This window comes from Microbacterium xerophyticum, assembly GCF_053543555.1.
The window spans coordinates 113,213-124,808 of record NZ_JBLVOB010000006.1 but is presented as its reverse complement, the minus strand read 5'-3'; the positions used below and the strand labels follow the sequence as shown (position 1 = coordinate 124,808).

The following is an 11,596-nucleotide window of genomic DNA, read 5'->3' as shown; positions in this document are numbered from 1 at the left end:
CGCCGACGTGCACTGTCCCCACCGGCTGCCCGTCCGGCGAATCGGGCCCTGCGATCCCCGTCGTGGAGAGCCCGACGTCTGCGGGCCTGCCCGCGATCGCGACTGCGGCGCGCACTCCCGCCGCCATCTGCTCCGCGACCGACGCGTGCACAGGACCGTGCTCGGCCAGAAGAGCGGCATCCACCCCCAGCAACGACTCCTTCACCGGTGTCGCGTACGCCACGACGCCACCGGACAGCACCGTCGATGCACCAGGAACCGAGACGATCTCTGCCGCAAGCGCACCACCGGTCAGGGATTCCGCGACTCCCAGCGACCACCCGCGCGCTCGCAGCGCGGCGACGAGGTCAGCGGCGCTGCTCACGCTCGTCCTGTGCGCGATCCGCGCACCTGTGACACGGCGTAGTCGATCCCGCTGACGACGGTGAGGGCCAGCGTCACGTACATCAGGACGTTTCCGATGCCGATCCACCAGTCCATGCCGATCAGTTGGTGAAGGGGCAGCAACCACCAGCCGAGCGTCACGCCCTGCACCGCCGTCTTGATCTTGCCCAACCACGCTGCGGCCACGATATGGCTGCTGGCGACCATGAACCGGTGGATGGTGATGCCCCACTCGCGGATGAGGATGAGGATGACGATCCACCACGGCCACTCCGCGAGGATCGCGAGCCCCACGAAACCTGCGCCGGTGAGCAGCTTGTCCGCGATCGGGTCCCAGAGCTTGCCGAAGTCGCTGACGATGTCGTACTTGCGCGCCAGATATCCGTCCACCCAGTCGGTGGAGATCGCCATGACGAACAGCGCGCCGGCGACCCAGCGGATCACGAGGTCATCCAGTCCGTACGTGCCGCCGAGCAGCAGCAGGACGAAGAAGATGACGGCGAGCGGGATCCGCGCGATCGTGATGGCGTTCGGCAGCTGCCGAGGAATCGCCATCAGTCGCGCCCCGTCAGACCCCAGGCGTCTTCGTCGCCCTCATCCTCATCGACCACAGGCAAGCCGCGGAACTGGTCTTCGATCGGATCGTGAGCCGGTTGCGGTACGGGTGGAGCAGGCGTCGAGGATGCGGCTCCGGGCGGATCCTCACCTCGGAGTTTCGCCATCACCGCAGGCAACTGCTCAGCGGTCACCAGCACGTCGCGAGCCTTCGATCCCTCCGACGGTCCGACGATCTCACGCGATTCGAGAAGGTCCATGAGCCGTCCGGCCTTGGCGAAGCCGACGCGCCGCTTGCGCTGCAGCATCGAGGTCGATCCGAACTGCGACGAGACGACGAGCTCGGCCGCCGCGAGCAGCACCTCGAGGTCGTCGCCGATGTCCTCGTCGACCTCCTTCTTCTTCGTCGGCTCGAGCGCTTCCTGCACATCGGCGCGGTATTCGGGCCTCGCCTGTGCCGTGACGTGCTTCACGACGGCGTCGATCTCGCTCTCCTCGACCCACGCACCCTGCAATCGGAAAGGCTTGGACGACCCCATCGGCGAGAAGAGCGCGTCTCCCTGCCCGATCAGCTTGTCGGCACCAGGACTGTCGAGGATGACCCGGCTGTCGGTGACGCTGGTAACGGCGAACGCGAGGCGCGAGGGCACGTTGGCCTTGATAAGGCCTGTCACGACGTCGACGCTCGGGCGCTGCGTCGCGAGCACCAGGTGGATGCCGGAGGCACGGGCGAGCTGGGTGATGCGCACGATCGAATCCTCGACGTCGCGCGGGGCGACCATCATGAGGTCGGCGAGCTCGTCGACGACGACCAGCAGGTACGGGTACGGCTTGAGCACGCGCTCGCTGCCGACCGGCACCTCGACCTCGCCCGCGCGCACGGCCTTGTTGAAGTCATCGATGTGGCGGAACCCGAACGATGCCAGGTCGTCGTACCGCATGTCCATCTCCTTCACCACCCATTGGAGGGCCTCCGCGGCCTTCTTCGGGTTGGTGATGATGGGCGTGATCAGATGCGGCACGCCGGCGTAGCTGGTGAGCTCGACCCGCTTCGGGTCGATCAGCACCATGCGCACGTCGGAGGGACGCGCCCGCATCAGCAGGCTCGTGATCATCGAGTTGACGAAGCTGGACTTACCGGAGCCGGTGGAACCCGCGACCAGGAGGTGAGGCATCTTCGCGAGGTTCGCGACGACGAAGTTGCCTCCGACGTCTTTTCCGACGCCCACCGTCAGCGGGTGGGTGCTCTTGTGCGCTGCCGCGGAACGGATGACGTCACCGAGGGCGACCGTCTCGCGGTCGGTGTTCGGGATCTCGATGCCGATCGCGCTCTTGCCGGGGATCGGCGAGAGGATGCGCACATCGTTCGACGCCACGGCGTACGCGATGTTGTTGCTCAGCTGCGTGATCTTCTCGACCTTGACGCCGTGGCCGACCTCGACCTCGTACTGCGTGACCGTCGGACCTCGTGAGAATCCGGTCACCTTGGCGTCGATCTTGAACTGCGACAGCACGCTCGTGATCTGCTCGACGATCTTGTCGTTCGCCTCCGAGCGGGCGACCGACGGCGGGCCGGCGCTGAGTACGCCGGGCGACGGCAGCGAGTACGGTGCGCTCGGCGCCTGGAGTCCGCGCTCCCCCGGCCCGTCGGTTCCGAAACCGGAGAGGCCCGGCAGCTCCGGCTGCTCCCCCGTGTCGCCCGAGTCGTCCAGAAGCGCGGTGCCGCCCTGGCTGCCGAGCGTGTCCATGACGCTCTGCACGTCGGTCAGGATCTCGGTCGCCGCATCCGTCGGATCCGCGACGATGACCGCCTGATCGTAGGCGGTGTTGTCCACCGGTCCGTCGCTCGGTGACAGCAATTCGGTGAGGTCCTGCGAACCGATCCCCTCGTCGGGGTCCTCTTCCCGGCCGGTCTTGTTGCGCCGCCACCACGGGAGGACATTCGGGTCGTCGTCCTCGTCGAAGGAGCCCTCCGCCTTGTCCGCGGTCGGCTTCTCGTCTGCGTCGGACTTCTCGGCCCTTTCGGCACCGAACATCCAGGCGTACAGGTCGCCGAGGCGTGCACCGATGCGATTCGGCGGGGTCTTGGTGATGATGAGGATGCTGAGCGCCGCCAGCACGCCCAGCAGGATGTAGGCGACGATGTCGGTGAGGTACGAGAGGGGCTCGCCCAGCATCCAGCCGAAGAGACCACCGGCAGCGCTGAGCGCCGGCATGCCGGCCTTGGGCTCCGGCTGCCCGCCTGCAAGGTGGCAGATGCCCGCGATGGAGAGGACGAACAGGCCGAAGCCGATCCCGATCCTTCCGTTGTCGTGCACGGACGACGGATGCCGGAACAGCCATCCCGCGAGGATGAGCAGCAGCACGGGCATCAGGAACGCCGTGCGACCGATCATCAGCCCGACCGAGTAGGCGCTGATGTTCTGAGCGATCTCGTTGCCGATGAAGAACCACTCGGTGACTGCGCCGAGGCACGCCAGCAGCACCAGCAGCAGCGGGAACCCGTCGCGTCGCTGATCCTTCTCGAGGGTCTCCGGGCCGAAGGCGCGGAAGAGACCCCCGACACCGTGAGCCAGGCCGAGCCACGCGCGCACGGCGACCGGGGGCTTGTCGATCTCGTCGATGTACTTCTTCGGAGTCGCCGGCAGCTTCTTGGTGGGGGCCGTCTGCGCCTTCGAGCGCGCGGGGGCCTTCTCAGACGCGCGCGAGGTCTTGGTGGTGCTCCTGGCCATGGTGAAAGCCTACGGCGAGGCGCCGACAAGCCGCGTAATGACGCGGCTTTCCCGCCGAATGGGCTATGCCTCGATGACGAGCGGAACGATCATCGGACGACGACGGAGCTTCTGGTTCACCCAGCGTCCGATCGTGCGTCGCACCACCTGCGAGAGGGCGTGCGTGTCACGGACGCCGTTGCCCGACGCCTCCTTGAGCGCCGCCACGATCTTCGGCACCACGTCGTCGAACACGGAGTCGTCCTCGGCGATGCCTCTGGCGTGGATCTCCGGGCCAGTGATGATGCGCCCGGTCGCGGCATCCACCACCACGATGATCGAGACGAATCCCTCTTCGCCGAGGATCCGGCGATCCTTGAGGTCGGCGTCCGTGATCTCGCCCACGGTGGATCCGTCGACGTACACGAAGCCGATGTCGAGCTGGCCGGCGATGTGCGTCTGGCCGTCCTTGAGGTCGATGATCGTGCCGTTGGAGGCGAGGATCGTGTTCGCCTCGGGGATGCCGGTGTCCTGCGCGAGCTTCGCATTGGCCATCAGATGCCGGTACTCGCCGTGGACGGGCAGCACGTTCTTCGGCCGGAGGATGTTGTAGCAGTAGATCAGCTCACCCGCGGCGGCGTGACCGGACACGTGCACCTTCGCATTGGCCTTGTGCACGACGTTGGCGCCGAGTTTCGTGAGTCCGTCGATCACACGGTAGACGGCGTTCTCGTTGCCGGGAATCAGGCTGGAGGCGAGGATGACGGTGTCGCCCTCTCCCACCTCGATCGCGTGGTCGAGGTTGGCCATCCGGCTGAGCACCGCCATCGGCTCACCCTGCGAACCCGTGGACATGTAGACGATCTTCTCGTCTGGCAGGTCACGGGCCTTCTTGTAATCGATCAGCACGTTCTCGGGCACCTTGAGATAACCGAGGTCGGCCGCGATCGTCATGTTGCGCACCATGCTGCGCCCCAGCAGAGCGACGCGGCGTCCGTTGGCGTGCGCCGCATCGAGCACCTGCTGGACCCGGTGCACGTGGCTGGAGAAGCTCGCGACGATGACCCGGCGGGGCGCCTTCGCGATCACCTGGTCGAGCACGGGGCCGATCGAGCGCTCCGTCGGGGTGAACCCGGGGACGTCGGCGTTCGTGGAGTCGACGAGGAACAGGTCCACGCCCTCCTCGCCCAGGCGCGAGAACGCACGCAGATCGGTGATGCGCCCGTCGAGCGGCAGCTGGTCCATCTTGAAGTCGCCGGTCGCCAGCGCCATCCCGGCGGGCGTGCGGATGGCGACGGCCAGGGCGTCGGGAATCGAGTGGTTCACCGCGACGAACTCGAGGTCGAAGGGTCCGACCTTCTCCTCCTGACCCTCTTTCACGGTCAGGGTGTACGGGCGGATGCGATGCTCCTTGAGCTTCGCCTCGACCAGCGCGAGCGTGAGGCCCGAACCGATGAGCGGGATGTCGCCCTTCAACCGCAGAAGGTAGGGCACCGCTCCGATGTGGTCCTCATGACCGTGCGTGAGCACGACGCCCACGATGTCGTCGAGCCGATCCTTGATGGGTTCGAAGTCGGGCAGGATCAGGTCTACGCCCGGCTGGTGCTCTTCGGGGAACAGGACGCCGCAGTCGACGATCAGGATCTTGCCGTCGTACTCGAAGGTCGTCATGTTGCGACCGATCTCGCCGAGACCGCCCAGCGGGATGACGCGGAGAGCGCCTTCGGCGAGCGGTGCGGGGGCGGAGATGGGAATGGACATTGGTGTCTCCTCAGTCGGACACTCGTCGTGCCCGTTCATGCTTATGGGCGCGCGGCGCGCCCGTCGTCTCAGCGCGTCGTGCCATGCACCTTCGGCAGCGCACCGCCGGCGGCCGCGTTGCGGTCGGGGCGGAAGTTCGAGAAATCGGCGCCGGGGACATCGGTGACGAGCGCGAGCTCGTCTTCGATGAGAGCGGCTTCCCACTCCTCCGGCCCGACGAGGGGCAGGCGGACGCGGGGGCTGGAGATACGGCCGAGGCCGTGCAGGATGTACTTCGCCGACACGGTGCCGGGGACGTGGGTCATCGTGGCGCGCACGAGCGGTTCGAGGCGCTTGTGCTCAGCGGTCGCGGCCGCGAGATCGCCCCGGTTCACCGCATCCACGATCGTGCGGTACGGCGTGGCCGTGATGTTGGCCGTGACGCCGATCAGGCCGGTGGCGCCGATGGCGAGGTGCGGCAGCGCGTTCGCGTCGTCGCCGGAGAAATACATCAGATCGGTCTGGTTCAGCACACGGCTGACCTCGCTGAAGTCGCCCTTGGCGTCTTTGACGGCGAGGATGTTGGGATGCTTCGCGAGGCGCAGGATCGTCTCGTACTTGATCGGCACGCCGGTGCGGCCGGGGATGTCGTAGAGGATGACCGGCAGATCGGTGGCATCCGCGACGAGGCGGAAGTGCGTGAGGATGCCCGCCTGCGTGGGCTTGTTGTAGTAGGGCGTGACGATCATGATGCCGTCGGCGCCGGCCTTCTCGCTGGCCTTGTAGAGCTCGATCGCGTGTGCGGTCTCGTTCGAACCGCCGCCCGTGATGATCTTGGCGCGTCCGGCGGACACGGACTTTCCGACCTCGACGAGCTTGAGCTTCTCGGGGTCGGTGAGGGTGGAGGTCTCGCCGGTCGTTCCCGTCACGACGATGCCGTCCGCACCCGCGGTGATGACGTCATCCATGTGCTTCTCGACGGCGGGCCAGTCGACTTCGCCGTCGGCCGTCATGGGAGTGACGAGCGCGACGAGAACCTGTCCGAATGGGTTACCCGAGTGCGTCATGGTTCCAGCGTATCGGTTCGCGTCCCGCTCCATCGCGCCGGACAGGTCAGTGGGCAGCATCGGCACGCCATCAAGACGGGTCAGACTCGTCCGCGTCTGGCCGCTCTGGCCGTCAGCGACGACGGCAGGATCCGCGTGAGTGCGACGACCGCCTTGTACCGCAGAGACGGTATCGACACCGCTCTGCCCGCGGCAGCATCGCGCAGTCCCTCTCGCACGACGTCCTCGGCCCGCAGCCAGCCGATCGCCGGCACTCCTTCGCGCCCTGGCTCGAGGCCCATGCGCTCGTGGAAGCTCGTGTGCGTGAAACCCGGACACAGCGCGGTGACCGTGACGCCGTCGCGCGCGTACTCCGCATTCGCCCACCGGCTGAAGCCGATGAGCCATTGCTTGCACGCGGAATAGGTCGAGCGCGAGATGAAGCCGGCCACCGAGGCCACGTTGATGATGCGCCCGCCACGACCGCGCATCGCGCCGAGAGCAGCGTGCATCAGCCTCATCGGCGCCTCGACGTGGATGCGCAGATGGCGCACTTCTTCGTCGATGTCGTTCTCGGCGAAGTGCAGGGGCAGCCCGAAGCCGGCGTTGTTCACGAGAAGATCGATCGGATGCCCGGGCTCGGCGATCCGCGCCGCCACGCGCTGCACGTCGGCTTCCACGACGAGATCGGCCACGAGGACATCCACGAGGACGCCGTACGTCTCGCGAAGCCCGGCAGCGAGCGTCTCGAGCGCATCCTCGGAGCGCGCGACCAGCACGAGGTCTGCCCCTCGCGCCGCGAGCTGGTGGGCGAACTCCGCACCGAGTCCGGCGCTGGCGCCGGTGATCAGCGCGGTGGGCATCAGCGTTCGTACCCGAGGAAGCGGAACCGGATGCCGGTGCGCGAGGTCTGCCACTCCCCCTCATCGACGAGGCGCCATCCGTCCTTGGACGGCGCATACGCGTCGCCGTCGACCTCGAGGTCGAGCTCGGTGACTTCGAGCCGATCCGCCTGCCCGATCACCTGCGCGAAGATCTCGGCACCGCCGATGATCCAGACCTTCTCGAGGCCTCGAACGGCATCGGCCACATCAGCGGCGCGGCGCGCTCCGTCCGATGTCCAGCCCAGCTGACGGGTGATGACGATGTTCTCGCGATCGGGCAGAGGACGGAACCGTTCCGGCAGGGAGTCCCAGGTCTTGCGACCCATCACGACGGGCGCGGTGAGCGTGATCTGCTTGAAATGCGCGAGATCTTCCGGCACGTGCCACGGCATCGTCCCCGATGCTCCGATCACGCCGCCGGCTGCCTCGGCCCAGATCAGTCCGACCCACGGGAGTTCGAGAGGCAATGCGTTCACACCGCCACCGCCGCACGGATCGGCGGGTGGTGCTGGTAGTCCTCGACGACGAAGTCGGAGAACTCGTAATCCAGGATCGATTCCGGTGTGCGCGCGAATCGGAGCGTCGGGTACGGGTAGGGCTCACGGTTCAACTGCTCGCGCACCTGCTCGACGTGGTTGTCGTAGACGTGGCAGTCGCCTCCGGTCCACACGAAGTCGCCCGGCTCCAGCCCGACCTGCTGCGCGATCATCATGGTCAGCAACGCGTAGCTGGCGATGTTGAAGGGCACGCCGAGGAACATGTCGGCGCTGCGCTGGTAGAGCTGGCACGACAGCTTGCCGTCGGCGACATAGAACTGGAACAGCGCATGGCACGGGGCGAGAGCCATGTCGGGGATGTCTGCAGGGTTCCAGGCGGAGACGATGAGCCGCCGTGAATCGGGAGTGGCCCTGATCTGGTCGATCACCTGTGCGAGCTGGTCGATGTGGCCGCCGTCGGGTGTCGGCCCCGACCGCCACTGCACCCCGTAGACCGGGCCGAGGTCGCCCTCGGCATCCGCCCACTCATCCCAGATGGACACGCCGTTGTCCTGCAGCCACTTCACGTTGGAGTCGCCGCGCAGGAACCAGAGCAGTTCGTATGCGATCGACTTGAAGTGCACGCGCTTGGTCGTGATCAGCGGGAACCCCTGCGACAGGTCGAAACGGATCTGACGGCCGAACACGCTCGTCGTTCCCGTGCCGGTGCGATCGTCCTTGTGCGTGCCGGACTCCAGCACATCGCGGAGCAGGTCTTCGTACGGCGTGGGGACGGCTGCGCTCATGTCTGCCACGATACCCGGGTCTCCGACATCGCAGGCGGATCCCGACTCGAGCGTCGCCCGTCATCCTGTGTCATATCCGGAGCCGTCCCCTCCTGCGCGGCCTATTCTCGGAACATGTCCGTCGACGCCGCACTCGCCGTCACCGCCGCCATCGTGGCGGTCGCGATCGTGTGCGGCCTGATCGTGCGCGCGCGGGACGGTCGACGGCGCTCCGGCGGACACCTCGTGATCCGGTCGGAGGATCTCGACGGCCTGAGCCTCGCAGGCTCGGCGACTCTGCTGCAGTTCAGCACCGAACTGTGCGCACGCTGCCCTCAGGTGCGCCGAATGCTCGGCAGCATCGCCGACGAGCACGCGGACGTCGCGCACGTCGAGATCGATCTGACGAACCGCAATGACCTCGCGACTCGATATCACGTGCTGCAGACGCCGACCACCTTCCTGGTCGACGCCTCCGGAACAGTGCTCTCCCGCTGGGGCGGAGTACCCAGCAGATCCGCCATCGACCATGCGCTCGGCGCGGTCCTCACCCCTCACACCCAGGAGTCGCGATGAGCGCACCGGAAGGCATCGACCCACGAGGACCCCGCTTCGCCGCCTCGATCACGACCGTTCTCCTCCTCATCGCCGTCGTCCTGAGTCTGATCGGGATCTCCACAGCGCAGGCCGACACCACCCTGGCGCAGCGTGTCCTCGATCCCGGATTCCTGCTCCTGGTCGCGATCGCGCTGCTGTTCCTGTGGGGCGTCGTATCGCCGCGCACGACGCCGTGGAGCGTGCTGTTCCGCCACGCCGTCCGCCCGCGCCTCGCTCCCCCGGCCGAGACCGAGGATCCGCGTCCACCTCGCTTCGCGCAGGGCGTCGGCCTGTTCGTCGTCACCGTCGGTCTCGTGCTGCATCTGGCCGGTGTCCCGTGGGCGCTGCCCGTCGCCGCCGCAGCCGCCTTCATCGCGGCGTTCCTCAATGCCGTGTTCGACTTCTGCCTCGGCTGCCAGATCTATCTGCTGCTGCAGCGCGCCGGCATCGTGGGTCGCACCGCTCGCGCCTGAGCCACCGGTTCCCCGCGAGGCGCCTGGTGGGTAGGCTGGCCGCACACCCCGCCACGACCTTTGGAGGAACCATGCCCGTCACCAGCGAAGCCACCACCACCTGGAACGGTTCTCTGATGGAGGGCTCCGGCAACGTCGCCTTCTCCTCCTCGAACCTCGGCACGTTCCCGATCAACTGGAAGGCTCGCAGCGAGGGCTCCGACACGACGACGACCCCCGAGGAACTCATCGCCGCCGCGCACTCGTCGTGCTTCAGCATGGCGCTCTCGCATGCCCTCGCCGAGAACGGCACCCCGCCGGAGCGCGTCAACACCACCGCGTCGGTGACGTTCAAGCCCGGCGTCGGCATCACCGGCAGCCACCTGAACGTCAACGCGACGGTTCCCGGCCTCACTCAGGAGCAGTTCCAGGAGATCGCTGAGGGCGCCAAGACCGGATGCCCGGTGTCTCAGGCGCTGTCGGGCATCGAGATCACGCTCGAGGCGACGCTCGCCTGATCGGGCTCAGCCGTTCGCCCTGGCGAGGCGGATGGCCGCACGGATGCTCGCCCGAGCGTCCTTGCGGCGTCCGGCTGCGTCTTGCACGACGCCGAGCCGATAGAGCGCGCGCCAATCGTCCTGCGCGGCATCCGCCTCGGTCGTGTAGCGCTGGATCAGCGGTTCCGCGTCGCCCTTCGCGATGCGGCCGCTGGGGGTGAGCGCTGTCTCGGCCGGCGGCATCCCGCCCTCGGCATCCAGTCTCGTGCCCAGGCGCTCCGCCTGAACGCCGAACTGGATCTCACGAGCGAGCGCCCACACGCCGATCAGGGGAAGCACGATGAGGGCGATCCCCATGGCGATCCCGACGGGTTCGCCGCTCGCGATGAGCAGGACCGCCTTCTGCCCCATGAGCACGAAATAGAGGATCAGCGCCGCCCCGATGAGAGCGACGCCGATGCGCGTCATCACGAGCGCGCCCTGATCCCGATGTCGATCATGTTCTCGAGGCCCACGAACACACCACGCGCGTCGAGCGCGAACGGGACCGCGAGACGGATGCCCGGCGCATACGCCTCGGCGGAGTCCACGGTGTCGTGAGTGAAGGTGAGTGATTCTCCTGGGCCGGAGAGGATGACGTCCTGTCGAGCGATCACGCCGGGGCGGCGCAACGAATGGATCGGCACGCTGCCGACCTGCTGCCCGCGCGCACGCTGGTCCGCGTGCGGGGCGCTCACGGGGCCCTGCTCCGCGCGCGCCGCTGCGATGAGCTCTGCAGTGCGGACGGCCGTGCCGCTCGGAGAGTCGGTCTTCGTGTCGCGGTGGGCCTCGACGATCTCGACCGATGCGAAGAAGGGTGCGGCGGCGGAGGCCAGCGCCGAACCGAGCACCGACCCGAGCGAGAAGTTCGGGATGAACACGGCCCCGGTCTCGGCTGCTTCGACCAGCGGACGCATGAGCGCGATGCGCTCCGCCGACCATCCCGACGTGCCGACCAGGACGTTGATGCCTCGTTCGACGGCCGCGCGCACGACGTCGACGCTCACCTGCGGGGTCGACGCGTCGACGACCAGGTCTGCGCCGTCGAGCTCTGACAGATCGCTCGAGGACGTGAGGACCCGGACGACATCGAAACCCTCGAGGTCGTCGATCACGCGTCCGATGATCGTCCCGAGCTTTCCCGTTCCGCCGACGAGTGCCACCTTCTTGCTCATGCCTTCAGTCTATTCAGCGGCCGGTGCGCCCTGGGCCAGGCCGGCTCGGCGCGGCGAGTAGCGTTGACTCATGCTCGAGTTGCGTCCGTCCTCGCCCGGCACTGCAGAGTCCCGCGCGATCCTCACCGAATACTTCGCCCTGCGCGCCGAGGAGTTCCCCGGTGGCGCGTACACCACCGTGTTCCCCGATCCCGCGGCGTTCGAGAGCCCGGCAGGCGTGTTCGTGCTCGCCGGCCCGGAGGGCGCGGCCGGGGG

13 protein-coding genes and 1 pseudogene are annotated in these 11,596 nt (G+C 67.6%); 4 read left to right on the top strand and 10 right to left on the bottom strand.

Annotated features, from left to right (window positions below):
* From ACNPNP_RS07155 to ACNPNP_RS07120, 8 genes are all read right to left on the bottom strand, one after another.
* A partial coding sequence (locus ACNPNP_RS07155) for a CinA family protein (RefSeq protein WP_448965364.1) occupies positions 1–364 on the bottom strand: 364 nt, incomplete at its 3' end.
* Positions 361–939, bottom strand: coding sequence for a CDP-diacylglycerol--glycerol-3-phosphate 3-phosphatidyltransferase (gene pgsA, locus ACNPNP_RS07150; RefSeq protein WP_448965363.1), 579 nt, complete (start codon positions 937–939; stop codon positions 361–363). The genes ACNPNP_RS07155 and pgsA, both read right to left, overlap by 4 nt.
* Positions 939–3,671 (bottom strand): FtsK/SpoIIIE family DNA translocase, encoded by a 2,733-nt coding sequence (locus tag ACNPNP_RS07145; RefSeq protein WP_448965362.1) that lies wholly within the window; start codon positions 3,669–3,671, stop codon positions 939–941. Before ACNPNP_RS07145 ends, pgsA begins: the two co-directional genes overlap by 1 nt.
* Positions 3,672–3,734: 63 nt before the next feature.
* Entirely contained in the window at positions 3,735–5,411 is a 1,677-nt protein-coding gene (locus ACNPNP_RS07140) for a ribonuclease J (RefSeq protein WP_448965361.1), read from the bottom strand.
* Between the two features lie 68 nt (positions 5,412–5,479).
* A complete protein-coding gene (gene dapA, locus ACNPNP_RS07135) occupies positions 5,480–6,457 on the bottom strand; it encodes a 4-hydroxy-tetrahydrodipicolinate synthase (RefSeq protein ID WP_448965360.1) in 978 nt (325 codons plus the stop codon).
* An 80-nt stretch (positions 6,458–6,537) separates the two neighbouring features.
* On the bottom strand, positions 6,538–7,299 hold the full coding sequence (locus ACNPNP_RS07130; RefSeq protein ID WP_448965359.1) for an SDR family NAD(P)-dependent oxidoreductase: 762 nt from the start codon (positions 7,297–7,299) through the stop codon (positions 6,538–6,540).
* Entirely contained in the window at positions 7,299–7,787 is a 489-nt protein-coding gene (locus ACNPNP_RS07125; protein WP_448966141.1) for a dihydrofolate reductase, read from the bottom strand. Before ACNPNP_RS07125 ends, ACNPNP_RS07130 begins: the two co-directional genes overlap by 1 nt.
* A gap of 5 nt (positions 7,788–7,792) precedes the next feature.
* Positions 7,793–8,602, bottom strand: a complete 810-nt coding sequence (locus tag ACNPNP_RS07120) for a thymidylate synthase (RefSeq protein ID WP_448965358.1) — start codon at positions 8,600–8,602, stop codon at positions 7,793–7,795.
* A 114-nt stretch (positions 8,603–8,716) separates the two neighbouring features.
* On the opposite strand from ACNPNP_RS07120, the gene ACNPNP_RS07115 reads away from it, so the two are divergent.
* From ACNPNP_RS07115 to ACNPNP_RS07105, 3 genes are all read left to right on the top strand, one after another.
* Positions 8,717–9,157, top strand: coding sequence for a TlpA family protein disulfide reductase (locus tag ACNPNP_RS07115; protein WP_448965357.1), 441 nt, complete (start codon positions 8,717–8,719; stop codon positions 9,155–9,157).
* On the top strand, positions 9,154–9,651 hold the full coding sequence (locus tag ACNPNP_RS07110) for a DUF4395 domain-containing protein (protein WP_448965356.1): 498 nt from the start codon (positions 9,154–9,156) through the stop codon (positions 9,649–9,651). The genes ACNPNP_RS07115 and ACNPNP_RS07110 overlap by 4 nt, the downstream gene beginning before the upstream one ends.
* Before the next feature lie 71 nt (positions 9,652–9,722).
* The gene (locus ACNPNP_RS07105) at positions 9,723–10,148 is read left to right on the top strand and encodes an OsmC family protein (protein WP_448965355.1); all 426 of its coding nucleotides are present in this window, start codon (positions 9,723–9,725) and stop codon (positions 10,146–10,148) included.
* A gap of 6 nt (positions 10,149–10,154) precedes the next feature.
* On the opposite strand, the gene ACNPNP_RS07100 is transcribed toward ACNPNP_RS07105, so the two are convergent.
* Complete coding sequence (locus ACNPNP_RS07100) at positions 10,155–10,595, bottom strand: hypothetical protein (RefSeq protein ID WP_448966140.1); 441 nt, start codon at positions 10,593–10,595, stop codon at positions 10,155–10,157.
* On the bottom strand, positions 10,595–11,341 hold the full coding sequence (dapB, locus tag ACNPNP_RS07095) for a 4-hydroxy-tetrahydrodipicolinate reductase (RefSeq protein ID WP_448965354.1): 747 nt from the start codon (positions 11,339–11,341) through the stop codon (positions 10,595–10,597). Before dapB ends, ACNPNP_RS07100 begins: the two co-directional genes overlap by 1 nt.
* Positions 11,342–11,411: 70 nt before the next feature.
* Here dapB and ACNPNP_RS07090 point away from each other — a divergent pair.
* A pseudogene (locus ACNPNP_RS07090) lies at positions 11,412–11,596 on the top strand (GNAT family N-acetyltransferase); the annotation flags it as partial.

Coding starts and splice junctions, on each gene's coding strand:
- ACNPNP_RS07115 (WP_448965357.1), top strand. CDS start 8,717: ATGTCCGTCGACGCCGCACTCGCCGTCACCGCCGCCATCGTGGCGGTC.
- ACNPNP_RS07110 (WP_448965356.1), top strand. CDS start 9,154: ATGAGCGCACCGGAAGGCATCGACCCACGAGGACCCCGCTTCGCCGCC.
- ACNPNP_RS07130 (WP_448965359.1), bottom strand. CDS start 7,299: ATGCCCACCGCGCTGATCACCGGCGCCAGCGCCGGACTCGGTGCGGAG.
- ACNPNP_RS07105 (WP_448965355.1), top strand. CDS start 9,723: ATGCCCGTCACCAGCGAAGCCACCACCACCTGGAACGGTTCTCTGATG.
- pgsA (WP_448965363.1), bottom strand. CDS start 939: ATGGCGATTCCTCGGCAGCTGCCGAACGCCATCACGATCGCGCGGATC.
- ACNPNP_RS07120 (WP_448965358.1), bottom strand. CDS start 8,602: ATGAGCGCAGCCGTCCCCACGCCGTACGAAGACCTGCTCCGCGATGTG.
- ACNPNP_RS07140 (WP_448965361.1), bottom strand. CDS start 5,411: ATGTCCATTCCCATCTCCGCCCCCGCACCGCTCGCCGAAGGCGCTCTC.
- ACNPNP_RS07145 (WP_448965362.1), bottom strand. CDS start 3,671: ATGGCCAGGAGCACCACCAAGACCTCGCGCGCGTCTGAGAAGGCCCCC.
- ACNPNP_RS07100 (WP_448966140.1), bottom strand. CDS start 10,595: ATGACGCGCATCGGCGTCGCTCTCATCGGGGCGGCGCTGATCCTCTAT.
- dapA (WP_448965360.1), bottom strand. CDS start 6,457: ATGACGCACTCGGGTAACCCATTCGGACAGGTTCTCGTCGCGCTCGTC.
- dapB (WP_448965354.1), bottom strand. CDS start 11,341: ATGAGCAAGAAGGTGGCACTCGTCGGCGGAACGGGAAAGCTCGGGACG.